21 protein-coding genes are annotated in these 24,004 nt (G+C 73.0%); 13 read left to right on the top strand and 8 right to left on the bottom strand.

The annotated features are described in order from the left end of the window. The first annotated feature begins 7 nt into the window (after positions 1-7). The 4 genes from JJI54_RS16025 to JJI54_RS16010 are packed head-to-tail and all read left to right on the top strand — an operon-like array spanning position 8 to position 5,185. On the top strand, positions 8-1,255 hold the full coding sequence (locus JJI54_RS16025) for an NAD(P)/FAD-dependent oxidoreductase (RefSeq protein WP_203074027.1): 1,248 nt from the start codon (positions 8-10) through the stop codon (positions 1,253-1,255). Then, on the top strand, positions 1,252-2,637 hold the full coding sequence (locus tag JJI54_RS16020) for a hydantoinase/oxoprolinase family protein (RefSeq protein WP_203074026.1): 1,386 nt from the start codon (positions 1,252-1,254) through the stop codon (positions 2,635-2,637). Before JJI54_RS16025 ends, JJI54_RS16020 begins: the two co-directional genes overlap by 4 nt. Next, positions 2,634-4,214: a hydantoinase B/oxoprolinase family protein gene (locus JJI54_RS16015; protein WP_203074025.1), complete on the top strand. Its 1,581-nt coding sequence runs from the start codon at positions 2,634-2,636 to the stop codon at positions 4,212-4,214. The genes JJI54_RS16020 and JJI54_RS16015 overlap by 4 nt, the downstream gene beginning before the upstream one ends. Continuing rightward, positions 4,211-5,185 (top strand): tripartite tricarboxylate transporter substrate binding protein, encoded by a 975-nt coding sequence (locus JJI54_RS16010; RefSeq protein WP_226381822.1) that lies wholly within the window; start codon positions 4,211-4,213, stop codon positions 5,183-5,185. Before JJI54_RS16015 ends, JJI54_RS16010 begins: the two co-directional genes overlap by 4 nt. A 3-nt stretch (positions 5,186-5,188) precedes the next feature. On the opposite strand, the gene JJI54_RS16005 is transcribed toward JJI54_RS16010, so the two are convergent. Beyond that, positions 5,189-6,181 (bottom strand): Bug family tripartite tricarboxylate transporter substrate binding protein, encoded by a 993-nt coding sequence (locus tag JJI54_RS16005; RefSeq protein WP_203074024.1) that lies wholly within the window; start codon positions 6,179-6,181, stop codon positions 5,189-5,191. 140 nt (positions 6,182-6,321) lie between these two features. Here JJI54_RS16005 and JJI54_RS16000 point away from each other — a divergent pair, with 140 nt between their 5' ends. The 9 genes from JJI54_RS16000 to JJI54_RS15960 all read left to right on the top strand — a co-directional run bounded on the left by JJI54_RS16000 (position 6,322) and on the right by JJI54_RS15960 (position 13,987). After that, positions 6,322-6,534, top strand: coding sequence for a DUF4287 domain-containing protein (locus JJI54_RS16000; protein ID WP_203074023.1), 213 nt, complete (start codon positions 6,322-6,324; stop codon positions 6,532-6,534). A 68-nt stretch (positions 6,535-6,602) separates the two neighbouring features. Continuing rightward, positions 6,603-7,388, top strand: coding sequence for a creatininase family protein (locus JJI54_RS15995; RefSeq protein WP_203074022.1), 786 nt, complete (start codon positions 6,603-6,605; stop codon positions 7,386-7,388). Further along, complete coding sequence (locus JJI54_RS15990) at positions 7,385-8,797, top strand: FAD-binding oxidoreductase (protein WP_226381821.1); 1,413 nt, start codon at positions 7,385-7,387, stop codon at positions 8,795-8,797. The genes JJI54_RS15995 and JJI54_RS15990 overlap by 4 nt, the downstream gene beginning before the upstream one ends. A gap of 149 nt (positions 8,798-8,946) precedes the next feature. Next, entirely contained in the window at positions 8,947-9,774 is an 828-nt protein-coding gene (locus JJI54_RS15985; protein ID WP_203074021.1) for an aspartate/glutamate racemase family protein, read from the top strand. Next, positions 9,771-10,733: a Bug family tripartite tricarboxylate transporter substrate binding protein gene (locus JJI54_RS15980; protein WP_203074020.1), complete on the top strand. Its 963-nt coding sequence runs from the start codon at positions 9,771-9,773 to the stop codon at positions 10,731-10,733. Before JJI54_RS15985 ends, JJI54_RS15980 begins: the two co-directional genes overlap by 4 nt. A 12-nt stretch (positions 10,734-10,745) precedes the next feature. After that, complete coding sequence (locus JJI54_RS15975; protein ID WP_203074019.1) at positions 10,746-11,540, top strand: aspartate/glutamate racemase family protein; 795 nt, start codon at positions 10,746-10,748, stop codon at positions 11,538-11,540. 87 nt (positions 11,541-11,627) lie between these two features. Beyond that, a complete protein-coding gene (locus JJI54_RS15970; RefSeq protein ID WP_203074018.1) occupies positions 11,628-12,344 on the top strand; it encodes a dioxygenase family protein in 717 nt (238 codons plus the stop codon). Next, entirely contained in the window at positions 12,344-12,940 is a 597-nt protein-coding gene (gene pcaG, locus JJI54_RS15965) for a protocatechuate 3,4-dioxygenase subunit alpha (RefSeq protein ID WP_203074017.1), read from the top strand. Before JJI54_RS15970 ends, pcaG begins: the two co-directional genes overlap by 1 nt. Positions 12,941-13,012: 72 nt before the next feature. Continuing rightward, on the top strand, positions 13,013-13,987 hold the full coding sequence (locus JJI54_RS15960; RefSeq protein ID WP_203074016.1) for a Bug family tripartite tricarboxylate transporter substrate binding protein: 975 nt from the start codon (positions 13,013-13,015) through the stop codon (positions 13,985-13,987). 15 nt (positions 13,988-14,002) lie between these two features. Here JJI54_RS15960 and JJI54_RS15955 read toward each other — a convergent pair whose 3' ends face one another. The 7 genes from JJI54_RS15955 to JJI54_RS15925 form a co-directional block, all read right to left on the bottom strand. Next, positions 14,003-15,037: an Atu2307/SP_0267 family LLM class monooxygenase gene (locus JJI54_RS15955; protein ID WP_203074015.1), complete on the bottom strand. Its 1,035-nt coding sequence runs from the start codon at positions 15,035-15,037 to the stop codon at positions 14,003-14,005. Between the two features lie 105 nt (positions 15,038-15,142). Then, a complete protein-coding gene (cobA, locus tag JJI54_RS15950) occupies positions 15,143-16,126 on the bottom strand; it encodes a uroporphyrinogen-III C-methyltransferase (protein WP_203074014.1) in 984 nt (327 codons plus the stop codon). Continuing rightward, positions 16,126-18,756 carry a nitrate reductase gene (locus tag JJI54_RS15945; RefSeq protein ID WP_203074013.1) on the bottom strand — a complete coding sequence of 877 codons (2,631 nt, stop codon included), beginning with the start codon at positions 18,754-18,756 and terminating at the stop codon, positions 16,126-16,128. Before JJI54_RS15945 ends, cobA begins: the two co-directional genes overlap by 1 nt. A gap of 1 nt (position 18,757) precedes the next feature. Next, a complete protein-coding gene (locus JJI54_RS15940) occupies positions 18,758-20,296 on the bottom strand; it encodes a sulfite reductase subunit alpha (protein ID WP_203074012.1) in 1,539 nt (512 codons plus the stop codon). Continuing rightward, complete coding sequence (locus JJI54_RS15935) at positions 20,293-22,020, bottom strand: NirA family protein (RefSeq protein WP_203074011.1); 1,728 nt, start codon at positions 22,018-22,020, stop codon at positions 20,293-20,295. The genes JJI54_RS15940 and JJI54_RS15935 overlap by 4 nt, the downstream gene beginning before the upstream one ends. Beyond that, positions 22,020-23,210, bottom strand: a complete 1,191-nt coding sequence (locus JJI54_RS15930) for an NAD(P)/FAD-dependent oxidoreductase (RefSeq protein ID WP_203074010.1) — start codon at positions 23,208-23,210, stop codon at positions 22,020-22,022. Before JJI54_RS15930 ends, JJI54_RS15935 begins: the two co-directional genes overlap by 1 nt. 2 nt (positions 23,211-23,212) lie before the next feature. Beyond that, the gene (locus JJI54_RS15925; protein WP_203074009.1) at positions 23,213-24,004 is read right to left on the bottom strand and encodes an ABC transporter ATP-binding protein; all 792 of its coding nucleotides are present in this window, start codon (positions 24,002-24,004) and stop codon (positions 23,213-23,215) included.

Below are 24,004 nucleotides of genomic sequence, written 5' to 3'. Positions count from 1 at the left end.
ACTCCTCATGCGCATCGCGGTGATCGGCAACGGCATCGTCGGCAGTTGCTGCGCCGCCTGGCTGCAGCGCGATGGGCACCAGGTCACCTTCATCGATCCGCTCGGCCCCGCGGAGGCGACGAGCTTCGGCAATGCGGGCTCCCTCTCCCCTTCCGCCTGCCTGCCGGTCGGCATGCCGGGGATGTGGAAGAAGGTGCCGCGCTGGCTGCTGGATCCGCTCGGCCCGCTGACGGTGCGCTGCTGGTACGCGCCCATCGTGGCGCCCTGGATCGCGCGTTTCCTCCAGGCTTCCACGCCGGCGGAGGTGACGCGGATCGCCACCGCGATGCGCGGCCTGCTGGCGCCGATCTTCGAGTGCTACGAGCCGATCCTGCAACGCGCCAACGCCACCGGGCTGATGCGCCGCAGCGGCTGCCTCTACGTCTATTCCGGGGAGACCGCCGCGCGGCAATGGGCCTGGGGCATGAAGCTCCGCCGCAGCCTGGGCGTCGAGATGCGCGACGTGGGGGAGGATGAACTCGTCGCGCTGGAGCCCGACCTGAAGGGCCGCTTCCGCTTCGGCATCCTGGCGCCGGAGAATGGATCGACCCTCGACCCCGCCGCGATGACGCGCGCGATCTTCGACCAATGCGTGGCGGATGGCGCGCAGGTGGTGCGCGCGCGCGTCACGGGGCTGACGGTGAAGGGCGGCTCCGTCACCGCCCTCACGCTCGACAGCGGCGAGAGCCTGGAGACCGAGGGCGTGGTGCTGGCCGGTGGCGCCTGGTCCGCGAAGCTCGCCGCGCAGCTCGGCCCCGCCATCCCGCTGGAGACGCAGCGCGGCTACCATGTGACGGTGGAGAGCAACAACCTGGCGCTGCGCCACACCGTCATGGCCGTCGAGCACAACATGATGGTGAACCCGATGCGCATGGGGCTGCGGCTCGCGGGTTCCGTCGAATTCGCGGGGCTGACGGCGCCGCCCGACATGCGCCGCGCGGCTGCGCTGCTGGAAAGGGGGCGGGAGATGTTCCCGCATCTCGACACCTCGCGCACCAGCGAATGGATGGGCCACCGCCCCTGCCTGCCGGATTCCATGCCGGTGATCGGCCAGGCGCCACGCGTGGACAATGCCTGGTTCGCCTTCGGCCATGGCCATGTCGGCATGTGCGGCGCGGCGACGACGGGGCGGGAGGTCGCGCACCTCGTCGCCGGGCGCGATCCGGAGGTGGACCTGGCGCCCTTCTCCCCCACCCGCTTCCGGCGCGCGGCGTGAGGCCGCGCCACGCCCTGGCGCTGGACCAGGGCGGCAGTTTTCTCGATATCATCGCCGCGCCGGAAGGCGGCGGCGCTGCCCGCATCGCCAAGCGGCCGCGCGCGGAGGCCGCCAACCTTGCCGCCGCCATCATTGGTTTCTGCGAGGCGGAGGGCATCGCGCCCGCCAGCATCACCATCGCCACGACGCTGCCGGCGAACGCGATCCTGACCGGCACGGCATCACCCGTCGTGCTGGTCACCACGCAGGGCTTCGAGGACCTGCCCGATCTCGGCCGCCAGTCCCGCCGCGACCCCGATGCGCTGGACCCGCCGCCGCCGACGCCGGCCTGGCTGTCCCCGCCCGCGCTCCGCTTAGGCATCCCCGGGCGCATCGATGCGAGGGGCGTTGAGGTCGCGCCGCTCGACCTGACGGCCCTGCCCGCGCTGCCCGGCCTGCCCGTCGCCGCCTGCCTGCTCTTCGCGCATCGCAACCCGGTGCATGAACAGGCGATCGCGGCCGCCCTGCCGCCGGGCACGGCGCTGTCGCTCTCCCACCGCGTCGATCCCGAGACGCGGGAGTTCGAGCGCATGCTGGCGACGATGCTCGATGCGAGCCTGAAGCCGCTGGTGGCGACGACGCTGGCGCCGGTGGCCCGCGCGCTGGTCGCGGCCGGCCTGCCCAGCTCGCGCTTCGCCCTTGCCGATGGTAGCGCCGTGGCGCCCGACGTCGCGCTGGCCGCGCCGCTGCCCCTCCTGCTCTCCGGCCCCGCCGCCGGCGCCCGCGCCGTCGCGCGCTGGGCCGCGGGCGTGCCCTGCGCCATCGGGCTCGACATGGGCGGCACCACGGCGGAGGTCAGCCTGGTGCGGGATGGCGTGGCGCTGGAAACGGGCAGCGTCACGCTTGGCCCCCTCGCCTTCCGGCTGAAGGCGCTGGATGTCGAAAGCCTGGCCATCGGCGGCGATGCGCTGACGGAAGCCGCCCGCGCCGTGGGCTGGCTGCCGGGCGAAGCCGATGCCGGCACGGACAGCCTGGCCATCGCGGAGGCCCGGCTGGCGGAGGCCACGCGCCGCATCGCGCTCCGCCGGAACATCCATCCGGACCTGTCGCTGCTGGTGGCCGGCGGCGGCTTCGGCCCGCTGCTGGGCGCGGCCATCGCCGGCATCATCGGCTGCCCCCGCGTGCTGGTCCCGCCCTGCCCCGGCGTCATGGCGGCCAGCGGGTTGCTGGACAGCGCCCCCGCCCTGCGCGCCACCTGGCGGCATCGCGACGGCACGCCCTTCGCGGGTAGCGCCCTTGGCCCGCTGCTGCTGGATGACGGCACCGCCACCGCCCGCATCCCCGCGGGCTGGCGCGCTTCCCTGCGAAGCGACGGCGCCCTGCTGCTGGACCGAGCGGCATGAGCGACACGGCCATCCTCCGCATCGCCCTCGAAGGCCTGGCCGACCGCATGCAGGACATGCTGCTGGCGGAGGCGAAGTCGCCCGTGGCGCGGGAGGGCATGGATTGCGCCGCCGCGCTCTTCCTGCCCGATGGGCGCGTGCTCGCGCAGGCACGCTCCCTGCCCCTGCTGCTCGGCGGCATGATACCCGCCATCGCCGGCATGCTGCGCGCCTTCCCGGCCGGGTCCATGGCGGAGGGCGATGGCTTCCTGACCAATGATCCCTGGTCCGGCGGCACGCATCTGCCGGATTTGATCGTGCTGCGCCCGATCCTGGCTGAGGGCGTGGTCGTGGCCCTGGCCGCCACCATCCTGCACCACCAGGATGTCGGCGGCATCGCCCCCGGCTCCATCCCGCCCGATGCCCGCGACATCTTCCAGGAGGGGCTGCGCCTGCCGCCGCTGCGCTGGCGCCGCGCCGGGCTGGAGGATGTGGGCATCGCCACCATCCTGCTCGCGAACACGCGCACCCCCGCCATGCTGCGCGCCGACCTCGACGCGCAATGGGCGGCGGTCACGCAGGCCGCGACGGAAGTCTCCGCGCTCGCCACCCGCCTCGGCGCCCGCGTCTTCGCCAGCCTGGCGGCATCGCTGCTGGAGGAGGCACGGGAGGCGCTGGCGACGGCGCTGGACGCCATCCCCGAAGCCGAGGCGAGCGCCGAGGTCGCGCTGGAAGGCGATGGGATCACGCCCGACCCCGTGCCGATCCGCGCCACGCTGAAGCGCCTGCCGGGCCCGCGCCTCGCGGTGGATTTCGCGGGATCGGCGCCGCAGACGGCGGGGCCGGTGAATGCCGCGCCTTCCGGCCTGCTCGCCGCCTGCTTCGCGCTGCTGCGGCGCATCGCGCCGGGGGCCGCGGCCAATCACGGGCTGCTGGAGCTGCTCGACCTGGCGCTGCCCGAGGGCAGCGTCGTCAATCCGCGCTTCCCGGCCGCGGTGAATGCCCGCACCGCGACGGTGAAGCTCGCCACCAACGCCCTCTTCGCCGCCCATGCCCGGCTGGCGCCGCGCCGCGCCCGCGCCTCCAATGCCGGCGTCGCCGTCGTGCTCTCCGCCGCCGGCACCGATAACGAGGGCAGACGCTGGATGTTCACCGAGATCCTGGCCGGCGGCGAGGGCGGCGGGCCCGACCGCCCCGGCCTCCACGCCCTCTCCGCCGATGTCTCCAACGCCCGCAACCTGCCGGCCGAGGTGCTGGAGGAGATCGCGCCGATCCTGGTCGAGGCCTTCGCCCGCCACCGCGGCTCCGGCGGCGCCGGCGCGATGCCGGGTGGCGATGGCGTGCGGCGCGCCTACCGCCTGCTGTCGGGCAGCGCGGAGGTGTCCTATCGCGGCGAACGGCACCTCGCCGGCGCGCCGGGCGCGCTGGGGGGCGGCGCGGGCGGCGTGGCGCGGCTCACGCTTGCCGGCGCGGATGGCACCGAACGACACTTCCCCTCCAAGGCCCGCTTCGCCTGGCGGGCCGGGGAACTGCTCATCATCGAGACGGCCGGCGGCGGGGGCTGGGGCCCGCCCTCCAACAAGGAGATCGACGCATGACGAGACTGACGCGCCGCACGCTCGGCGGCATCGCGCTGGCTGCGCTGGCCGTGCCCGCGCTGGCACAGGCCTGGCCGACGCGCCCCATCCGAATCGTCGTCCCCTTCCCGCCCGGCGGCAGCACGGATCTGCTGGCGCGGCGCCTGGCGGAGCGCATGACGGCGAGCCTCGGCCAGACCGTGCTGGTGGAGAACCGCCCTGGCGCGGGCGGTACGACGGGCGCCGACATGGTCGCGAAATCGGCGCCGGACGGCCACACGCTGCTGATGGGCGTCACCGGCAGCAACGCCATCGCGGCCAGCCTCTTCCCCAACCTGCCCTATGACCCCGTGCGCGACTTCGCGCCGGTCTCGCGCCTGGTCTCGGCACCGCTGGTGCTGGTCGTGAACCCCGCGAGCCCGGCGCGCGATGTGGCGGGCTACATCGCCGCCGCCCGCGCCGCGGGCAACGCGCCGCTGACCTATGCGACGCCGGGCAACGGGACCTCCATGCACCTGACCGGGGAGATGTTCTCCCAGGCCGCGCGGGTGCCGCTGACGCATGTCCCCTATCGCGGCTCCGCCCAGGCGACGACGGACCTCATCGCCGGCCTCGTCTATTCCTCCTTCGCCGATGTGCTGGTCACGCTGCCGCATATCCAGTCCGGCGCCGTCCGCGCCCTGGCCGTGACGTCGCGGGAGCGTCACCCGCTGCTGCCCAACGTCCCCACCATGGCGGAGGCCGGGCTGCCGGGCTTCGAGGCGACCTCCTGGCAGGGCCTCTTCGCCCCCGCCAATACGCCTGCCCCCGTGCTGGCCCGCCTGCACGCGGAAGTCGCCGCCGCCCTCGCCCAGCCCGAGATCCGCGACCCCTTCGCCGCCCAGGGCTTCATCGTCGCCGCCTCCACCCCTGCCGAGTTCGCGACGCTGGTGCGGGAGGAGGTCGCGAAGTGGCGTGAGGTGGTGCGGGCGGGGAACGTGACCCTCAACTGAGGGTCAGTCCGTCACGGTCAGCCCGAGCCGCGTGATGACGGCGCCCCAGCGCGTCGTCTCCCGCTGCTGCAGCGCCGCCAGCTCCGCGGGCGTGGAGCCGACGATCTCCGCGCCCGTCTCCTCCATGCCGCCCCGCGCCGCGGGGTCCTTCGCCATCGCCTCGCGCGTCAGCGTCGCCAGGCGTTCGGCGATGGCGGGCGGGAAGCTGGCGGGCGCGATGATGCCGGTCCAGCCGAAGAAGGCGCTGTCCGGCAGCCCGGCCTCGGCCAGCGTCGGCACATCCGGCATCTGGGCCACGCGGCGGTCGCCGGTCTGCACCAGCGCCGTCAGCGCGCCGGCGCGGATGTGCTGCAGCGCGCTGAAGGGGGAGTGGAACATCACCTCCACCCGTCCCGCCAGCAGGTCGAGCGTCGCGGGGGCGAAGCCGCGATAGGGCACGTGCTCGATATCGAGGCCGAGGCGCTGCTTCGTCTCCTCCATCGCCAGGTGCGTCGTCGTGCCCGGCCCGATCGAGGCGTAGCGGTACCTGCCGGGATTGGCGCGCAGCACGGCGACGAACTCCGCCCATGTCTTCGCCGGAAAGGACGGGTGCACCGTCAGCACGAAGGGGGAGCGCGTCAGCAGAGTCACGGCGGAGAAGGCCGTGGCGGGATCATAGGGCAGGCCCGGGTTCAGCAGCCGCGCCGTCGTCGTCGGCCCGCCGAAGACCAGGCCGATGGTATGCCCATCGGTGGCGGTCGCGACCGCCTGCGCCGTGATGGCGCCGCCCGCGCCGGGCCGGTTCTCCACCACCACCGGCTGGCCGAGGGTCGTCTGGTAGTGGCCGGCCAGCGCGCGGGCCATCTGGTCGCTGCCCGGCCCCGGCGGCGTCATGACGATGAAGCGGATCGGGCGGCTGGGCCAGGCGCGCTGCGCGGTGGCGCCGCGCGCCGCCAGAAGGCCGGCGCCGGCGCCGATCAGCGCACGGCGGGTGACGGGGGCGGGCATTGTCGGCATGAGGCATCCTGGGAAGCGGCGGTCGCGCAGAGTTTCACGGCCGGCCGGTGCCTGTCCAACGGCGCATCGCGGTGCCGCTTGCGGACCGCGACGCCACGGCCGAGCATCAGCCCGCCGCAGCACCAGGAGCCGAGAGCGCCATGGCCGACCAACCCCTCAAGGGCCCGGCGTCCTACTTCCCCTCCATCGAGAAGAAGTACGGCAAGCCCATCGCCGAATGGCAGGCGCTGGTGCGCCGGCATTTGCCGGCACGGCATATGGAACTGGTCGCGATGCTGAAGGCCGAGCACGGGATGGGGCATGGGCACGCCAATGCGCTGGTCGCGCATGTGCTCGCCACGCCCGAGGGCTGACCTGCCCGCTTGCGCGCCCTGCCCCGCTTCGATAACCCCGGGCGCATGAGCGCCACGCCCCGGCCGGCATGACCGTCACGCGCCTCTGGCAGGACCTTCCCTGGCCGGCCTTCCGCGAGTTGCCGCGCCACACCATCGCGCTGCTGCCGGTCGCCAGCACCGAACAGCACGGGCCGCATCTGCCGCTGTCGGTGGACACCGTGATCGGCGAGGGCGTCGTGGACGCGACACTCGCGCGCCTGCCCGACAGCGTCCCGCTGCTGGTCCTGCCGACCGTCAAGGTCGCGCTGGCCGCCGAGCATCTGCGCTATCCCGGATCGCTGACCCTCTCGGCCGAGACGCTGCTGGCGCTGGTCGCCGATATCGGCGCGAGCGTGGCGCGGGCCGGGATGGATCGCCTGGTCATCATCAACAGCCATGGCGGCAACATCCCGGTGCTGGAAACGGCGGCCTTCCGCATCCGCCTCGCGCACCGCATCCTGGTCCTCAACACCGCCTGGCCGCGCCATGGCCGCCCGGCCGCGCTGCACGACCCCATCGAGGCCGCCTTCGGCATCCATGCCGGGCGGGACGAGACGGCGCTGATGCTCGCCCTCGCCCCCGCCTCCGTCCGGATGGAATCGGCGCGCGACTTCACCAGCCGCCTCATGGCGCTGCCGCCCGGGCTGCGCGCCATGCCGCCGGCGTGGCAGGCGCAGGACCTCCATCCCGTCGGCGCCGTCGGCAACGCCGCCGCGGCGACGCCCGCGATGGGCCAGGCGCTGCTGGACCACGCGGCGGAACGGCTCGCTCAACTGTTCACGCAACTCGCCGCCTTCGATGTCGCGGCCTGGCTCAGGGAAGACGAGGCATGACCGGCACTGTGACGGCGGTGATGAACGCCCTGCCCGGGCTCGACTGGACCACGGATCCGGCGCTGGTCCGCCAGAAGTCGCGTGACTTCTTCTGGTACTCCCCCGTGCTGAAGCGCCAGCTGAACCGCGTCACCGGGGAGGCCGTGGTCGCGCCGCGGGACGAGGCGGAGCTGCGCGCGATCCTCGCCGCGGCCTATGCGCATGACGTGCCCGTGACGCCGCGCGGCGGCGGCACCGGCAATTACGGCCAGGCCATGCCGCTGCGCGGCGGCATCGTGCTCGACCTGCTCGGCCTCAACCGCGTGCTGCATGCCGAGCCCGGGATGGTGCGCGCCGAGGCCGGCATCCGCCTCATCGACCTCGATGCGCAGACCCGGCGCGCGGTGGGTGGTGAGTTGCGCATCCATCCCTCCACGCTGCGCACCGCGACGCTGGGCGGCTTCATCGCGGGGGGCTCCGGCGGCGTCGGCAGCATCACCTGGGGCGGGCTGCGCGCGCCGGGCAACATCCTCGGCCTTCGCGTCATGACGATGGAGGCCGAGCCGCGCGTGCTGGAACTCCGCGGGCCAGAGATCCAGCAGGCCAACCACGCCTATGGCACCAACGGCATCATCACGGCGCTGGAGATGCCCCTCGCCCCCGCGCATGAATGGATCGATGTCGTCGTCGCCTTTCCGACCCTGTCGGCCGCCTGCCGCTTCGGCGATGCGCTGGCGCGGCGCGACGACATCACGAAGAAGCTCGCCTGCATCGTCCCCGCGCCGCTGCCGCAGGACAGGTTCCGCTACTGGGGCGCGAAGGTGCCGGCCGGCATGGCCGTCGCCTGCCTCATGGTCGCCGCGCCCGATCTAGCGCGGCTCGATGCATTAGTGGCTGATCACGCCGGGCAGGAGATCCACCGGGAGCGCACGGAAGACGCCGCCGTGCCCTGCTACGAGCATTCCTGGAACCACACCACGCTGCAGGTGCTGAAGACCGACAAATCCATCACCTACCTGCAATCCCTCTTCCCCGCGCCCGATCACCTGTCCCTGATCGAGCAGCTGGAGAAGCGCTTCGGCGACGAAGTCCTTTTCCATGTCGAGCTCGTCCGCTTCGCCGGCCAGGTCTGCGCCATCGGCCTGCAGATCGTCCGCTTCACGACGGAGGAGCGCCTCGACGAGATCATGCGGATGCACGAGGAAGCCGGCAGCCCCATCTTCAACCCGCACACCTTCCTGCTGGAGGAAGGCGGCATGAAGCTGGTGGACCAGGCGCAGCTCGACTTCAAGCGCCAGGCGGACCCGAAGGGGCTGCTCAACCCCGGCAAGATGGCCGCCTGGGATGACCCGGAGTGGAAGCCCGGCGCCGTGCCGCCCCTCGAACTCTACGAGACCGACCGCGAGGCGCCGCCCGAACTGCTCGACTGATCCGCATCACGAAATCCCGCGATCCGGAACATATGGACTACCGCCCGCCCGCCGCTTCCTGTTGAATACCCGGAAGCCGAGGCCGCCTGAGCCCCGGCAGGGGAAGGAAGCGGCCGGATGGGCCAGGTCACGCGCGGGGCTTCGCGCCGATGAAGCTCTGGTACCAATCCATGTCGCGCAGCGCGGCCTGGGGGCACTACCACCCCGTGCTCCGCCGCATCATCGACGGCGTGAAGGACCCCGGGACCGAGGTCACGGTCCACGGCATCACCCAGGTCGGCGGCGTCGCCGACCAGTACCGCTACCTCGAATACCTGGAGAGCGGGGAGGTGATGCGGAACGTCGTCACGGCGATGGAGCAGGGCTACGACGCCTTCCTGATCGGCAACATCGCCGATCCGGGGCTCCGCGAATGCCGGGAGATCGCTGATATCCCGGTGCTCGGCCTCTGCGAGACGGCGCTGCACCTCGCCAGCATCATGGGCGCCAGCTTCTCCCTCGTCACGCTCAACGAGAAGTTCACCGCGCGCATCCTGGAGAATGTGGACCGCGCCGGCCTGCGCGGGCGGCTTGCCGGCACGGCGCGCATGCAGATGGACCGCATCCTGGACCTGAAGGAAGGGTTCACGGATCCCGAAGCCCGCGCGCGCATCCTGGCGCAATTCCAGCAGGCGGCGGCGGAGACGGTGGAGCGGGGCGCGGAGGTCGTCATCCCCGCCGGCGGCGTCGCCATGGCGCTGCTGGCCGATGCCGGTATCCATGACGCAGGGCGCGGCGCGCCGATCCTCAACGGCATCACCAGCCTCATCAAGATGGGGGAGATGGCGGTGCGCATGAACCGCCTGATGGGCGGCCGCTTCACCTCCAAGCGCCTGGCCTATGCGCCACCGGGCGAGGACCAGATCGCGGAAATCCGGAAGCACTATGGCGCGGTCTATCCGACCGTGCCCGGCCTGACAGGAGGAAGCACCCCATGATGCTGACGCGCCGCGCCGGCCTTGCCGCGCTGCTCGCCACCCCTGCCCTGGCGCAGGAAAGCTGGCCGAGCCGCCCCATCCGCGTCATCGTCCCCTTCACGCCGGGCGGCGGCACGGATGTGATGATGCGCCTGGTGGCGCAGGGGCTTTCCAACCGCTTCGGGCAGCAGGTGGTGGTGGACAATGTCGCCGGCGCCGGCGGCACCATCGGCGCCATGCAGGTGGTGAACGCGCCGCCCGATGGCCACACGCTGCTCTGCGGCACGCCGGGCTCCATCGCGGTGAATCCCGTCATGCAGGCGGGCATCCGCTACCACCCGCTGCGCGACCTGGCGGCGGTGGCGCAGCTGACGGACAGCCCCATCGTCCTCGTCGCCAACAAGGATCTTCCCGTGAATTCCGTGGCGGAGCTGCTGGCCGCGGCGCGCGCCGCGCCCGGCGACCTGAATTTCGGCTCCGCCGGGCCGGGCTCCGTGGCCCATCTCTCGGGCGAGATGTTCTGCGCCCTGGCTGGCGTCCGCATCACCCATGTCCCCTATCGCGGCACCGCGCAATCGCTGCTCGACCTCCGCGCCGGCCGCATCCAGCTGCTGTTCGAGAACCTGCCCCCGGTGATGGAGGCGATCGGGCTCGGCCACATCAAGGCACTCGCCGTCGGCACGCCGCAGCGATCCGACCTGCTGCCGCAGCTGCCGACCATCGCGGAGGCCGGCGTGCCCGGCTACGTCTCCTCCAGCTACATGGGCCTTCTCGCCCCCGCGCGCACGCCGCCGGAGATCGTGCGACGCCTGGCGGAGGCCTGCGCGGCGGTGGTGCAGGATGCGGACCTGGCCGCGCGGCTGCGCGGGCTCGGCGCCACCCCCACCCCCACCACGCCGGACGCCTTCCGCAGCTTCATCGGGGCGCGGATCGCCGATGTGACGAAGCTCGTCGAGGCCACCGGCCTTTCCTTCAACTGAGGCACTGCGCGCATGAAGATCTGGTACCAGCTGATCTCCTCGGAGACGGCGATGTCGAACTTCCTCTCCACGACGAAGACGCTCTGCGATGCCGTGGCCGCGCCCGGCACGACGGTGGAGGTGCATGGCACGCCGCATGGCGCGCTCGGCGACCAGTACCGCTCCATCTGGCACTACGATGTGCGGGAATTCGTGGAGACGGCGCTCAAGCTCCGCCGCGATGGCGGCTACGACGCCTTCGTCATCGCCAATTCGCTCGACACCGGCCTGGTGGAACTCCGCGAACTGCTCGACATCCCCGTCATCTCCTTCATGGAGGTGCTGTGCTTCACCGCCTGCACCATGGGGGAGCGCTTCGGCATGCTGGTGCAGCACCCGAAGATGGTGTCGCGGTACCGGGAGATCGTGACGGGATACGGCCTGGCCAGCCGCCTCGCCTCCATCGAGAACACGGGCCATTCCCCCGGCAACAACGCGATGTTCACGCGGGAGGATGAGGCGCTGGCCTATGTCGCGGCGGTGGAGGCCGCCGGGCAGCGCGCGGTCGATGCGGGGGCGGAGGTGCTGTTCCTGACGGGCTCCACCGCCGCGCTGCTGGCCGCGCGCGGCGTCTTCACCATCGCGGGCGTGCCGCTGCTGCACAGCTACGGGCTGCTGGTGAAGGCCGCGGAATCCGCCATCGCCATGCACCGCATCACCGGCCACGCCGTCAGCCGCCGCAACTACTACCAGGGCCCGCCAACCGCCATGATGAACCGCGTGGCGGATGTCCGCGGGCTGCCGATGTTCCGCACGCCCACCGGCTGATTATTATGCAACATAACGTTGACGGGTAGCCCCGCCCCGGGCCACGCTGCCCCCGCGCCCGCTGACCCGGGCGCGGGAGGCAAGAGCATGAACCACGAGACCGTGCCGGATCGCTTCGATCCCTGGCCGCCGGGCATCCAGCCGGACGTCCCCATCGCGGGCTATCCCAATACCTGGACGCACACCCCCTCCCAGCCCCTGATCCGCCGCCCCGCCACGCGCACGGAAGCGACGGGCCCGCTGCGGCTGCACCGCAAGCTGCCGTGCGGGGAGGCGAATCTGGCCGAGCCCATCCCCGGGCGCCCCGCCATCGGCCAGCTCATGCACCTTGCCGGCCAGGTGCTGGACGAGGATGGGCGCCCGGTCCGCGGCGCCGTCGTCGAACTCTGGCAGGCCAATGCCTCCGGCCGCTACTTCAACCCGATCGACCAGCGCGCCGCGCCGCTCGACCCCAACTTCGTCGGCAATGGCCGCGTCCGCACGGATGACGAAGGCCGCTACGCCTTCTTCACCATCAAGCCCGGCGCCTATCCCGTCCCGGTGAAGGAAACCTGGTGGCGCCCGCCGCATGTGCACTTCTCCGTGCTCGGCCCCTCCTCCCTCTCCCGCCTCGTCACGCAGATGTATTTCGCCGGGGACCCGCTGAACGCGATCGACCGCATCCTGCAATCCGTGCCGGACGAGGCCGCGCGCCAGCGCCTGATCGCGAAGGACCGGCCACCGGCGGAGGTCGGGGACCTCTATCTCGGCTTCACCTTCGACATCGTGCTGCGCGGCCGCCACGCCACGCCGGAGGCGCCGTGATGGCCGCGCCCAGTTCCGAACACACCATCGGCCCCTTCTTCCCCCGCACCTTCTTCCGCGCCCAGGACAACGACCTGACGGTGACGGAGGAAGGCGCGGCCGGCGCCGCGAAGGGGGAGGTCATCATCCTCCGCGGCCAGGTGCGGCGGGAGGATGCGGTCCCCTGCCTCAACATGATCCTGGAGGCCTGGCAGGCCGATGCCGGCGGGCATTTCGACCATCCGCTCGACCCGGGTCGGGACCAGGCGGATCCGCATTTCCTGGGCTGGGGCCGCGCCTGGACGGATGCCGAGGGGCGCTACGAATTCCGCACCGTCATGCCGGGCGGCTATGCCGACCCCGCCGGCCCCCGCGCGCCCCACATCAACCTGGCCGTCATGGGCGCCGGGCTGATGCGCCGCGCCCAGACCACGGTCTTCTTCCCGGATCACGAAGCCGCGCATGACGCCGACCCCGTGATGGCGCTGGTGCCGCCGCCGCTCCGCCCCCGCCTGGTGGCGGTGCCGGAGGGGATGGAGGGCAGCAGCCGCGTCTTCCGCTTCGACATCCGCCTGCGCGGCGGGCCGGCGGAGGAAACCCCCTTCTTCGAGGATTGACGCCGCCGCGCCCCCGCATGCGACACTCCCCCCGCAGAGGGCCGCCTCACGGCCCCACTCAGGGAGGAAGCCTTGCGGATCAACCGTCGCACGCTGCTGATCGGCGCGCTTGCCGTGCCTTTCATCGGCAGCCAGGCCTTCGGGCAGGCCTTCCCCAACCGCCCGCTGACCATTGCCATTCCCTTCGCGGCGGGCGGGCCGACCGACATGATCGCCCGCCTGCTGGCGGACGGCATGTCGCGGGAACTCGGCCAGCCCGTGGCGGCGGAGAACGTCACCGGCGCGGGCGGCACCATCGCCGCGGCGCGCGTGGCGCAGTCCCGCCCCGATGGCCATACGCTGATGATCCACCATATCGGCCTGGCCGCCGCCGCGACGCTCTACCGGCAATTGCCCTTCAGCATCGAGCGTGGCTTCGCGCCGCTCGGCGTGGTGTCCCACACCGGCATGGCCATCGTCTCCCGCCCCGATTTCCCGGCGCGGGACCTGGCCAGCTACCTCGCCGTGCTGCGGGAGCAGGGGGACCGGCTGAACCTCGGCCATTCCGGCCTGGGCGGGTCGAACCAGCTCTGCGGCATGCTGATGCAGCACGCCGCCGGCCGCAGCGCCACCACCATAGTCTTCCGCGGCAGCGCCCCGGCGATGACGGAGATGATGGCCGGCCGCCTCGACATCTCCTGCGAGCAGGCGACCGTCGCCGCGCCCTTCGCCCGCGATGGGCGCATCAAGGCCTATGCCGTCACGCTGCCGGAGCGCATCCCGGGCTTCGATGTGCCGACCGCGCGGGAACAGGGCGTCGATCTCATCATGTCCGCCTGGCACGGCCTCTATGCCGCGGCCGGCACGCCGCCGGAGATCCAGAACCGCCTGGCCCAGGCCATCCGCGTGGCGCTTCGCGACGAACGCCTGAAGCAGCGCTTCGCGGAGACGCTGACCACCGTGGCCTCGGACGCGGAGGCGACGCCGGCGCACCACGCGGCCTTCCTGGCGAGCGAGATCGCCCGCCTGCGCCCGCTGATCGTGGAAGCGGGGCAGTTCGCGGATTGACGCCGGCGGCCGCCTTCAGGCGGCCCTGGCCCGGATCATGGGTGCGACGGCGGTGCCCAGCAGCTCGATCGAACGCTGCATCGCCGCCGTCTCCAGCATCGCGGAGCTCATCTGGAAGGTGACGCGCGCGATGCCGCCCAGTGCCTCATCCGCCGCGCGGAGCTTGCGGGCGACGGTGTGCGGATCGCCGATCAGGAAGGCGCCGCCCGGGCCGCACATGGCATCGAATTGCGCGCGCGTCGGCGGCGGCCAGCCGCGTTCCCGGCCGATCTCGGTGAACATATGGGCCCAGCCCGGGAAGAAGGCGTCGCGCGCCGCGGCATCGCTATCCCCCACGAAGCCCATGGCGTGGACGCCGACGCGCAGCGCCGATGGCGCATGCCCGGCCCGTCGCCCGGCTTCCCGGTAGAGATCCACCAGCGGCCGGAACCGGTCGAAGCTGCCACCGATGATCGCGACCATCAGCGGCAGGCCCATGACCCCGGCGCGGGCGAAGGATTGCGGCGTGCCGCCGACGCCGACCCAGATCGGGAGCCGCGCCTGGTGCGGCCGGGGGAAGACGCGCTGGTCCTGCAGCGGCGGGCGGAACCGGCCCTGCCAGGTCACGCTCTCCTCGTCCCGCAGCTTCAGCAGAAGGTCGAGCTTCTCGACGAACAGCGCGTCGTAATCGGCCATGGAGAAGCCGAACAGCGGATAGGCCTCGCCGAAGGAACCGCGGCCGACCACGATCTCGGCCCGCCCGCGGGCGATCAGGTCGAGCGTCGCGAATTCCTGCAGCACGCGCACCGGGTCCGCGGCGCTCAGCACCGTCACGGCGCTGGTCAGGCGGATGCGCCGGGTGCGGGCGGCGGCTGCGGCCAGGATGATGGCGGGGGCGGAGTCCAGGAATTCCGGCCGGTGATGCTCCCCGATCCCGAAGACGTCGAGGCCGACGCGATCCGCCGTCTCCACCTCCGCCAGCAGCGCCGCCATGCGATCGGTCGGCGAGACGCGGTGCCCGGTCCGGGGATCGGGGATGGTCGCCACGAAGCTGTCGATGCCGATATCCATGCCCATTCCCGCCACGGCCCGCCCCCTTCTGCCCCCGCGCCTCCGGAGGCGACAAGCCCCGGGTCAGCCGCGGGGGCGGCGTCGCGGCCGGAGAGGCGATCCAGCCTATCCCCGCCGGGAAGGCGGGGCGGAGGTGACCGGCTCCGCCGGCCTGGCGTGCCCTGCCGGCATGAAGGACGATCCGGGCGCGAACCCCGGCGCCGAGACCGCGGCGGGTGCGACCGGCGGTGCCAGGCGGACCACTTCCCCGATGATGATCAACGCCGGTTGCCCGGCCCTCACCGCAGGCGCCATGCCGGGCAGCGAACCCAGCGTGCCGTCCAGCCGCCGCGCCGCGCCGGTGCCGCCGCCCTCCACGATCGCCGCGGGATGGGAGGCGTCGAGCCCCGCCGCCATCAGCTGCCGCACCAGGTCCGGCAGGTTCGCCAGCCCCATATAGATCGCCAGGGTCTGGTTCGGCCGCGCCAGGGCCGCGGCATCAATGTCGAGGCGCCCGTCCCGCGGGTGGCCGGTGACCAGCGTCAGCATCTGCGCGGCATCGCGATGCGTCAGCGGGATGCCCGCATCGGCCCCGCAGGCGAGTGCCGCGGTGACGCCCGGGATGACCTGGCAGGGGATGCCGGCCTCGGCCAGCGCGGCCGCCTCCTCCCCGCCCCGGCCGAAGACGAAGGGATCCCCACCCTTGAGGCGCACCACCCGCCGCCCCTGCCGGGCCAGGCGCACCAGCAGCGCGTTGATCTCCGCCTGCGGCAGGCAGTGGTTGGCGCGCGACTTGCCGACGAAGATCCGCTCGGCGCCGGGCCGCGCCAGGTCGAGCACCTCATCCGAGACCAGCCGGTCATGCACGATGACATCGGCCTCCCCCAGCAGCCGCAGCGCGCGCAGCGTCAGCAGCTCCGCCGATCCCGGCCCGGCGCCGACCAGGCAGACCGTGCCCGGCGGCATCGGCGCCTTGCCCCTGATGGCCCGGGCGAAGGCGGCTTCGGCCCCTGGCCCGCGCCGCCGGGCGGGCCCCAGCAGCGCCCGCAGGCGCCCGGCCAGCACGCCGAGCCGCGGGGACCGATCGAGGAAGGCCGCGACGGGGCCCATCAGGCGGGCGCCAGCCGGGCAAGCAGCGCCGCGATCTCCGGCTTGCAGGACCCGCAGCCGGTGCCCGCCCGCGTCTCGGCCCCGACCCGGGCCCCATCGCCGCCGCAGGCCTGGATCGCCGCCGCCGTCACGCCATGGCAGGCGCAGACCAGGGGCGAGGGCGGCGGGCCTCCCGGCCGCGCCCCCGCCAGCAGCGCCGCGCGATCGGCGGGCTCCAGCGGGCCCTCGCTGGCCAGCAGCGCGGCCAGCCAGGCGCGGGGCGGCAGCGCCGCGTCGGGGCCCAGCAGCACGGCGCCGGCCAGCCGGCCGCAACGGATCGCCGCGGCGCGGAACAGGCCGGCCGCCGGGTCCTCCATCCGCTGCCATGCCATGCCCGGCGCATCGATCAGGCGGAGAAGGCGCGCGAAGGCCTCCGCCGGCGCCCCCTGCCCCGCCAGTTCATGCCGCCAGCCGCCCTCGACCGCGATCGCGGCCTCATAGGGCGCGAGGTCGCGCGGCAGGCGCGTGGCGGAGAGCACCGCGGCATGCCAGGCGGCACCATAGGCGGAGACGCGGATGGCCGCGTTCTTGAGTTCCGGCTGGAAGCTCACGGGGTCCCCATGCGGCGCCACCAGCGCGTTCACCCGGCCGCTCGGCGCGAGTTCCGCCGCCCAATGCATCGGCGCGAAGGCGGTGCCGCGCGCCTGGCCCTCATCCAGCGCCAGGCGGAAGATGGCGCGGCCACGGACCGACTCCGCCGCCACCAGCGCGCCGGGCGCCAGACCCTGCGCATCGGCGGGATGGAGCGTCAGCGTGGGCTCCGGGCTGTGCGCCATCAGCCGGGGCACGGCACCGGTGCGGGTCATGGTGTGCCACTGGTCCCGCAGCCGCCCGGTCAGCAGGCGCAGCGGGAAGGCCGCGGAGACATCCTCCACCGGCGCGCGGAAGGGCGTGGGCACCAGCCGCGCGCGCCCGGCCAGGACGCCCCCATGGGCGAAGAAGCGCGCCGCCACGGGCCCGTCGGCCGGCACCGGCCAGCGCGTCGGCGCGAGCGCCGCATAGGCATCGTCCGCCAGCCCGGCGAGGCCCGAAATGTCGAAGGCCCGGGCGGAGGGCCGCGCCAGGCCCGTCACCGCCGCATGCTCCCGGAAGATCGCCGCTGGCCCAGCCCAGCCGAAACCCTCATGGCCGAGGCGGCGCGCCACCTCCGCCACCATCCACCAATCCGGCCGCGCCTCCCCGGGTGCGGGCAGGAAGCCGCGCTGGCGGCTGATGACGCGCTCGCTGTTCGTCACCGTGCCGGTCTTCTCGGCCCAGGCAAGGGCCGGCAGGCGCACATGGGCATAGGCGGCGGTGTCGGAGCGGCGCGTCACCTCCGACACCACCAGGAAGGGCGCGCGGGCCAGCGCGCCCCGCACCGCATCGCCATCCGGCAGGGATACCGCCGGGTTGGTCGCCATCACCCAGAGCGCGCCGATCCTCTGCGCTTCCAGCGCGGCGAAAAGCTGCGTCGCCTTCAAACCCGGCGCGCGCGGCAGCCCCGGTGCGTTCCAGAACGCCGCCAGCGCCGCATGCTCCGCCGGCACATCAAAGCGCAGATGCCCGGCCAGCATGGTGGCCAGCGCGCCCGTCTCACGCCCCCCCATCGCATTGGGCTGGCCGGTGACGCTGAAGGGCCCCGCGCCGGGCCGGCCGATGCGGCCGGTCAGCAAATGGCAGTTGATGATGGCGTTCGCCTTGTCCGTGCCGGCGCTCGACTGGTTCACGCCCATGCTCCAGAGCGTGACGGTGCGCGGGCTGGCGGCCCAGGCGGCGCAGAAGCGCGCGATCAGCGCGGGGTCGAGGCCGGTGAGCGCCGCGGCCTGTGGCGCGATGGCGCGCGCCGCTTCCAGCGCCGCCTCCGCGCCTTCCGCATGGGCCGCGAGCCAGGCGCGATCCGCCAGGCCCCGGTCCTGCAGATGCGTGAGCAGCGCGGCGAACAGCGCGACATCGCTGCCGGGACGGAGCGGCAGATGCAGCTCCGCCCCTTCGCATGTCGCGGTGCGCCGCGGATCGACGACGATCAGCGTCATGGAAGGCCGCGCCGCCTTCGCCGCCATCACGCGCTGGAACAGCACCGGATGGCACCAGGCAAGGTTACTGCCGACCAGCACCACCGTGTCCGCCAGCTCCAGATCCTCATAGGTGCCGGGCACCACATCCTCGCCGAAGGCGCGGGTATGGGCGGCGACCGCGCTGGCCATGCAGAGGCGGGAGTTGCTGTCGATATTGGCGGTGCCGAGCACGCCCTTCGCGAATTTGTTGGTGGCGTAGTAGTCCTCGGTCAGCAGTTGCCCGGAGACGTAGAGGGCGACACCCTCCGGCCCGTGCTGCGCCAGGCCACGCCGGAAGCCCTCCGCCACCGCGTCCAGCGCGGCGTCCCAGCTGGCGCGCTTGCCGCCGATCTCGGGGTGCAGCAGGCGATCTTCCAGCGACAGCGTCTCGCCCAGCGCGCTGCCCTTGCTGCAGAGCCGCCCCTGGTTGGCGGGATGGTCTGGATCGCCGGCGATGGTGGCGCCGCCGCGCCCATCCGGCGTGGCCAGCACGCCGCAGCCGACGCCGCAATAGGGGCAGGTGGTGCGGGCGGGCCGGGCGACGAAGCTTCCGTCCATCTCAGTACACGTCCCGCTGGTAGCGGCCCTGGCGGGCCAGGGCGACAATCCAGTCCCGCGCCTGGTCCGCGCTCATGCCCCCCTCGCCCATCGCCACCTGGCGCAGCGCGGCATCCACATCCTTCGCCATGCGGCTGGCATCGCCGCAGACATAGAGATGCGCGCCATCCTGCAGCCAGCGCCAGAGATCGGGCGCTTCCTCCGCCATGCGATGCTGGACATAGACCTTGCGGTCACCATCGCGGCTCCAGGCCAGCGACAGGCGCGAGAGCGTGCCCTTCGCGCGCCAGGCCTCGATCTCTTCCCGGAACAGGAAGTCCGTCGCGCCGCGCTGGTCGCCGAAGAACAGCCAGGCGCGGTTGCGCGCGCCCGTCGCCGCGAGGTGTTGCAGGAAGGCGCGGAAGGGCGCGATGCCGGTGCCGGGGCCGATCATGATGACGGGCTTCGCGGGATCGGCGGGCAGGCGGAAATGGCTGACCTGCACCTGCGCTAGCAGCGGCAAATCCGGTGTCGCCCGGAAGGCGAGGTGGCAGGACGCCACGCCATCCCTGACCCTCTCGCGGCGCGTCGCCCGCACCACGCCGACGCAGAGTTCCACCCGGCCTGGGCAGGCAAGCGGCGAGGAGGCGATGGAATAGAGCCGCGGCTTCAGCAGCGGCAGGGAGGCGACGAGGTCCGCCACCGGCGGGCGTGCGGAGGGAAAGGCCTGCAGCAGGTCCAGCAGATCCGCCTCCGCCGGCTCCACGCCATCCTCGCCATCCGCGAGCGCGCGCAGCGCCGTGGCATGTGGCGCGTGCCGCGCGGCACCGGCCAAAAGGTCCAGCGTGCGGTCGAGCGGCCGCGCGATGTCCCGCCGGCAGCGCAATTCCTCCCGCAGCGCCCCGTCCCCTTCGGCGCCGAGCGCGGGAAGCACCGCCTCCACCAGCGCGGGGTCGTTCTCGACGGTCAGCGACAGGCTGTCCCCCGGCTCATAGGCAAGGCCGCTCTCCGCCAGGTCCAGCACGACGTGCCGCACATCCTTGGCGGAACCAGGCCCGGTGAGCCGCGCGGCGGAGACGAAGCGGATGGGCCGACCCGCCGGCGCGGCCGCGACCGCGGGCCTGGGCGCCGCCGTCGCGGGCTTCTCCGCCAGCAGCGCCTTCAGCGCCTTCTGCGTCGCCTTGGCGCCCGGCACGCAGAGCGCGGCGGAGCTTTCGGCGCCGCTCGCCAGCGCCTCCGCATAGCTCTGGCAGACATAGCCGCATTGCCCGCAATCCAGCTGCGCCATCGCCGCCATCAGGCGCCGCGACAGCGGCTTGCCTTCGGCGAGTTGCAGCCGTTCCTCCAGCTCGATCGCCGGGTCGTGCCAGGGGAAGTCCTCCGCCGCCGCGGCGGGCGGCGGCGGGCCGGCGGAGGCATTGGCGGAGGCAGCGGCGGCACCGCCATAGAGCCCGGCGAGGAAGCCGTTCAGCCAGGCGCGCTGCGCCGCGGTGAAGGGCGCGTTCTCCGGGATGACGGGAACCGGCGCTGGCCCGAGTGCCTGCGGGATGATGGCGTTCATGCCGCGTCCTCCGTCACGCGCGCCATGGCCGCGATGGCGGCGTCCCCGTGGCGGGCGGTGAAGTGCTGGAAGCTTTCGCCCGGCGTGCGGCCCTGCATCCAGGCGCGCAGCAGCGCCAGCACCGTCTCGTTCAACGCATCGGCCGCGACCTTGGGCAGCACCAGGCGGCCGATCTTCTGCTCCGGCCCCGCGCCGCCGCCGACATGCAGGTCATAGCCCTCCACCAGCTCCTCGCCGCGCTCCACCTTGGCGCCGAGCAGGCCGATATCGGCGATGTAGTGCTGCGCGCAGGAATGGTGGCAGCCGGTCAGGTGGATGTTGACCGGCGCATCCACCGCGATCCGCACATCCAGGAAATCCGCCAGCGCCGCCGCGTGCTGCTTGGTGTGGCTGGCGGCGAATTTGCAGCCCGCCGCCCCGGTGCAGGCAACGAGCCCACCGCGGATGTTGCTGGCCTGCCAGCCAAGGCCGAGGGCCTCGATCGCCGCGCAGGCGGCCCCGATCGCCGCATCGGGAATGTCGCTGACCAGCAGGTTCTGCCAGACCGTCAGCCGGATGGTGCCGCTGCCGAAGCGCCGCGCGAGATCGGCGATGCCGCGCAACTGCGCCGCCGTCAGCCGCCCGACCGGCGTCACCAGGCCGATGTAGCGCAGCCCGGGCTGCTTCTGCGCATGGATGCCCAGATGGCCGTGCTTGGCGGGCGGCGGCGCGGGGCGCAGCGCCGCCTCCTCCACCCGTTCCAGCGCGAAGCCCAGGCGCTGCTCGACCAGGCCGAGGAAGGCCTCGATCCCCATCCGGTCCAGCACGTATTTCAGCCGCGCCTTCTTGCGGTCCGTGCGGTCGCCCTCCGCGATGAAGACGCGCAGGATGGCGTCGCAGACGCGCACCGCCTCCTCCGGCCGGACCACCACGCCCGTCGGCCGCGCGAAGTCGCGATGCCCGGTGATGCCGCCGAGCGTCAGGCGATAGCGCAGCCCCGCCGGCGTCTCCACCGCGCGCAGGCTGATGTCATTCGTCTCCCCCAGCACCTCCACCGCGCCGCCGCCGGAGACGGCGATGTTGAACTTGCGCGGCAGGGCGAAAAGGTCTCGGGTGTTGAGGATGTGGTGGTGCAGCGCGCGCACCAGCGGGCGCGTATCAACCAGTTCCCGCGCATCGATGCCGGCCGTCGGGCTCGCGGTGATGTTGCGGATGTTGTCGGCGCCGGTGCCCCTGGGCACGATGCCGAGGTCGGCCAGGCGCTCCACCACCTCCACGCCCTTGTCGGCGGGAATCTCGCGCAGCTGCAGGTTGGCGCGCGTGGTCACATCGGCATAGCCGCCGGCGCAATCCTCCGCGATGCCGGCGATGCCGTCCAGCTGCGCGGCGGAGAGGATGCCGCCGGGGATGCGCAGGCGGCACATGAAGGCATTCTGCGCGGGGCCCACGAAGAACAGGCCGTGGTAGCGGCCGATGAAATCCTCCATCGGCTTCGGGAAGCGGCCCGCAGCGGCACGGCCCGTCATCTCATCCCAGCGGTCCAGCGGATGACGTTCGCGCTTCGCCTCCTCCTGCGGGACCAGCTTGCCGCCGCGTGCCAGCGTCGCGTCCTGCGCGGCGCGCAGCGCATCGGGCGGGGCGCCGGGATCGGTCGCGGGCAGCAGCGATCCGCGCCGCGCCTCCACGCCCGCCATGAAGCCTTTGAGGTATTCCTGCTGCTCGGCGCTGAAGGGGGCATCGGTCATCACGCGGCGTCCCGATAGGCGGCCCCGAAGGGAAGCCGCGCGCGGAAGGGCGACACCTCTCGTCCGCTGGCGATGAGGTCCAGGTAGAAGGGCGCGTCCGCGGTGTCGCCGTAGAGCAGCGCCCCCACCAGCCGCCCCTGCCGCAGCCAGAGCCGGCGGTAGAGCCCGGCCTCCTCGTCGGAAAGCAGCACGGCCTCCGCATCCGGCGGCGCCACCTCCCCCGCCGACCAGACGGCGATGCCGGAGACCTTCAGCGCGGCGGGATCGGGGCGTGGCGCGTAGCGCGCCCCCTCCCCCGCCAGCGTCGCCGCCGCGACCTCCGCCATGGCGAGTGCCGGCGCCACCAGGCCGCAGACCTGGCCGCGATGCTCCGCACACTCGCCGATCGCGAGGATCTGCGGATCGCTGCTGCGCATCGCGTCATCCACGACGATGCCGCGCGCCACAGCGAGCCCCGCTTCCCGCGCCAGCGCGACGGAAGGGCGCACGCCCACCGCCATCACCACGAGGTCACACGCGATGCGCCCGCCATCCGCCAGCCGCAAGCCGGTGACATGCGCCTCGCCCTCGATCGCCTCCGTCACAGCGGGCATGGCGAAGCGGAGGCTGCGCGTGGCGCCGAACTGGCGGGCCAGCAGCGCGCCCGCGGCAGGGTCGAGCTGGCGCTCCATCGGCCAGCCCAGCGCATGCACCACCGTCACCCGCATCCCTGTGGCGGCGAGTGCCGCCGCGGCTTCCAGGCCGAGCAGCCCGCCCCCGATCACCGCCGCGCGCCCGCCATGGACGGCATGGCGGCGGATCGCCTGCACATCGGCCATGCTGCGATAGACGAAGATTCCGGGCAGATCCGCGCCAGGCAGCTTGAGGCGCACGGCCTCCGACCCCGTCGCGATCACCGCGCGGTCGAAGCCGATCGCCTCGCCCTTCGCCGTGCGGGCCAGCCCCGCGTCACGGTCCAGCGCGACGATGCGCGTGGCGGCGCGGTAGCGGATGCCGAGGTCCCGCAGCCGCCTTGCGTCATGGGTGATCAGGGCGCCCGCCCCAGCCTCCCCAGCCAGCACGCGGCCAAGCGCCACGCGGTCATAGGGCAGCGCCGCCTCGGCACCCACCAGCGTCACCTCGGCGCGGCCGGCCAGCCGCTCCGCGCAGCGCATGCCCGCGGGGCCGGCGCCGATCACCAGCACGCGCATGGTCAGGCCGCGGCCGGCAGGGCGTGGCGTTCATGCAGGAAGCGCAGCACCGCTTCCCGCGCCGCCAGGAACCGCGCGTCGGAGGCGAGGGCGAGGCGATCGCGCGGACGCGGCAGGTCCACATCCAGCACTTCCCCGATCGTTGCATTCGGCCCGTTCGTCATCATCACGATGCGGTCGGACAGCAACACCGCCTCGTCCACGTCATGCGTGATCATCATCACGGTGGTGCCGAGCCGTGCATGGATCGCCATCACCTGGTCCTGCAGATGCGCGCGCGTCAGCGCATCCAGTGCACCGAAGGGCTCGTCCAGCAGCAGCACCTTGGGCCGCATCGCCAGCGCTCGGGCGATGCCGATGCGCTGCTTCATGCCGCCGCTTATCTCATGCGGCCGCTTCTGCGCATGCGCCTCCATCCGCACCAGCGCCAGATTCTCCATCGTCCAGTCGCGGCGCTGCGCGCGCGTCATGCCGCGCCCGACCGTGCGATCCACGGCCAGCGCAACATTCTCCGCGCAGGTCAGCCAGGGCAGCAGGCTGTGGTTCTGGAACACCACCGCGCGGTCGGGGCCGGGCTCATTCACCTCCCGCCCCTCCAGCACCACGCCACCCAGCGTCGCCGGCAGCAGGCCGGCCACCACGTTCAGCAGCGTGGACTTGCCGCAGCCGGAATGGCCGATCACGGCGATGTACTCGCCCTGCGCGACCTTCAGGTCTATTCCGTTCAGCACCGGCGGCGCCTTGGCGCCGAAGCGCACCGAGAGGCGCGAGATCTCGAGGAAGCTGCGTTCCAT

This window comes from Falsiroseomonas ponticola (assembly GCF_016805305.1).
Taxonomy (GTDB): domain Bacteria; phylum Pseudomonadota; class Alphaproteobacteria; order Acetobacterales; family Acetobacteraceae; genus Falsiroseomonas; species Falsiroseomonas ponticola.
The sequence above is the reverse complement of the archived record's forward strand: the minus strand, read 5'-3'. Positions and strand labels throughout refer to the sequence as shown.

Coding starts and splice junctions, on each gene's coding strand:
- JJI54_RS15975 (WP_203074019.1), top strand. CDS start 10,746: ATGAAGATCTGGTACCAGCTGATCTCCTCGGAGACGGCGATGTCGAAC.
- JJI54_RS15985 (WP_203074021.1), top strand. CDS start 8,947: ATGAAGCTCTGGTACCAATCCATGTCGCGCAGCGCGGCCTGGGGGCAC.
- JJI54_RS15925 (WP_203074009.1), bottom strand. CDS start 24,004: ATGGAACGCAGCTTCCTCGAGATCTCGCGCCTCTCGGTGCGCTTCGGC.
- JJI54_RS15970 (WP_203074018.1), top strand. CDS start 11,628: ATGAACCACGAGACCGTGCCGGATCGCTTCGATCCCTGGCCGCCGGGC.
- JJI54_RS16005 (WP_203074024.1), bottom strand. CDS start 6,181: ATGCCGACAATGCCCGCCCCCGTCACCCGCCGTGCGCTGATCGGCGCC.
- JJI54_RS15940 (WP_203074012.1), bottom strand. CDS start 20,296: ATGAACGCCATCATCCCGCAGGCACTCGGGCCAGCGCCGGTTCCCGTC.
- cobA (WP_203074014.1), bottom strand. CDS start 16,126: ATGGGCCCCGTCGCGGCCTTCCTCGATCGGTCCCCGCGGCTCGGCGTG.
- JJI54_RS15980 (WP_203074020.1), top strand. CDS start 9,771: ATGATGCTGACGCGCCGCGCCGGCCTTGCCGCGCTGCTCGCCACCCCT.
- JJI54_RS15935 (WP_203074011.1), bottom strand. CDS start 22,020: ATGACCGATGCCCCCTTCAGCGCCGAGCAGCAGGAATACCTCAAAGGC.
- JJI54_RS15955 (WP_203074015.1), bottom strand. CDS start 15,037: ATGGATATCGGCATCGACAGCTTCGTGGCGACCATCCCCGATCCCCGG.
- pcaG (WP_203074017.1), top strand. CDS start 12,344: ATGGCCGCGCCCAGTTCCGAACACACCATCGGCCCCTTCTTCCCCCGC.
- JJI54_RS16010 (WP_226381822.1), top strand. CDS start 4,211: ATGACGAGACTGACGCGCCGCACGCTCGGCGGCATCGCGCTGGCTGCG.
- JJI54_RS16025 (WP_203074027.1), top strand. CDS start 8: ATGCGCATCGCGGTGATCGGCAACGGCATCGTCGGCAGTTGCTGCGCC.
- JJI54_RS15945 (WP_203074013.1), bottom strand. CDS start 18,756: ATGGACGGAAGCTTCGTCGCCCGGCCCGCCCGCACCACCTGCCCCTAT.
- JJI54_RS15990 (WP_226381821.1), top strand. CDS start 7,385: ATGACCGGCACTGTGACGGCGGTGATGAACGCCCTGCCCGGGCTCGAC.
- JJI54_RS15930 (WP_203074010.1), bottom strand. CDS start 23,210: ATGCGCGTGCTGGTGATCGGCGCCGGCCCCGCGGGCATGCGCTGCGCG.
- JJI54_RS16015 (WP_203074025.1), top strand. CDS start 2,634: ATGAGCGACACGGCCATCCTCCGCATCGCCCTCGAAGGCCTGGCCGAC.
- JJI54_RS15995 (WP_203074022.1), top strand. CDS start 6,603: ATGACCGTCACGCGCCTCTGGCAGGACCTTCCCTGGCCGGCCTTCCGC.
- JJI54_RS16000 (WP_203074023.1), top strand. CDS start 6,322: ATGGCCGACCAACCCCTCAAGGGCCCGGCGTCCTACTTCCCCTCCATC.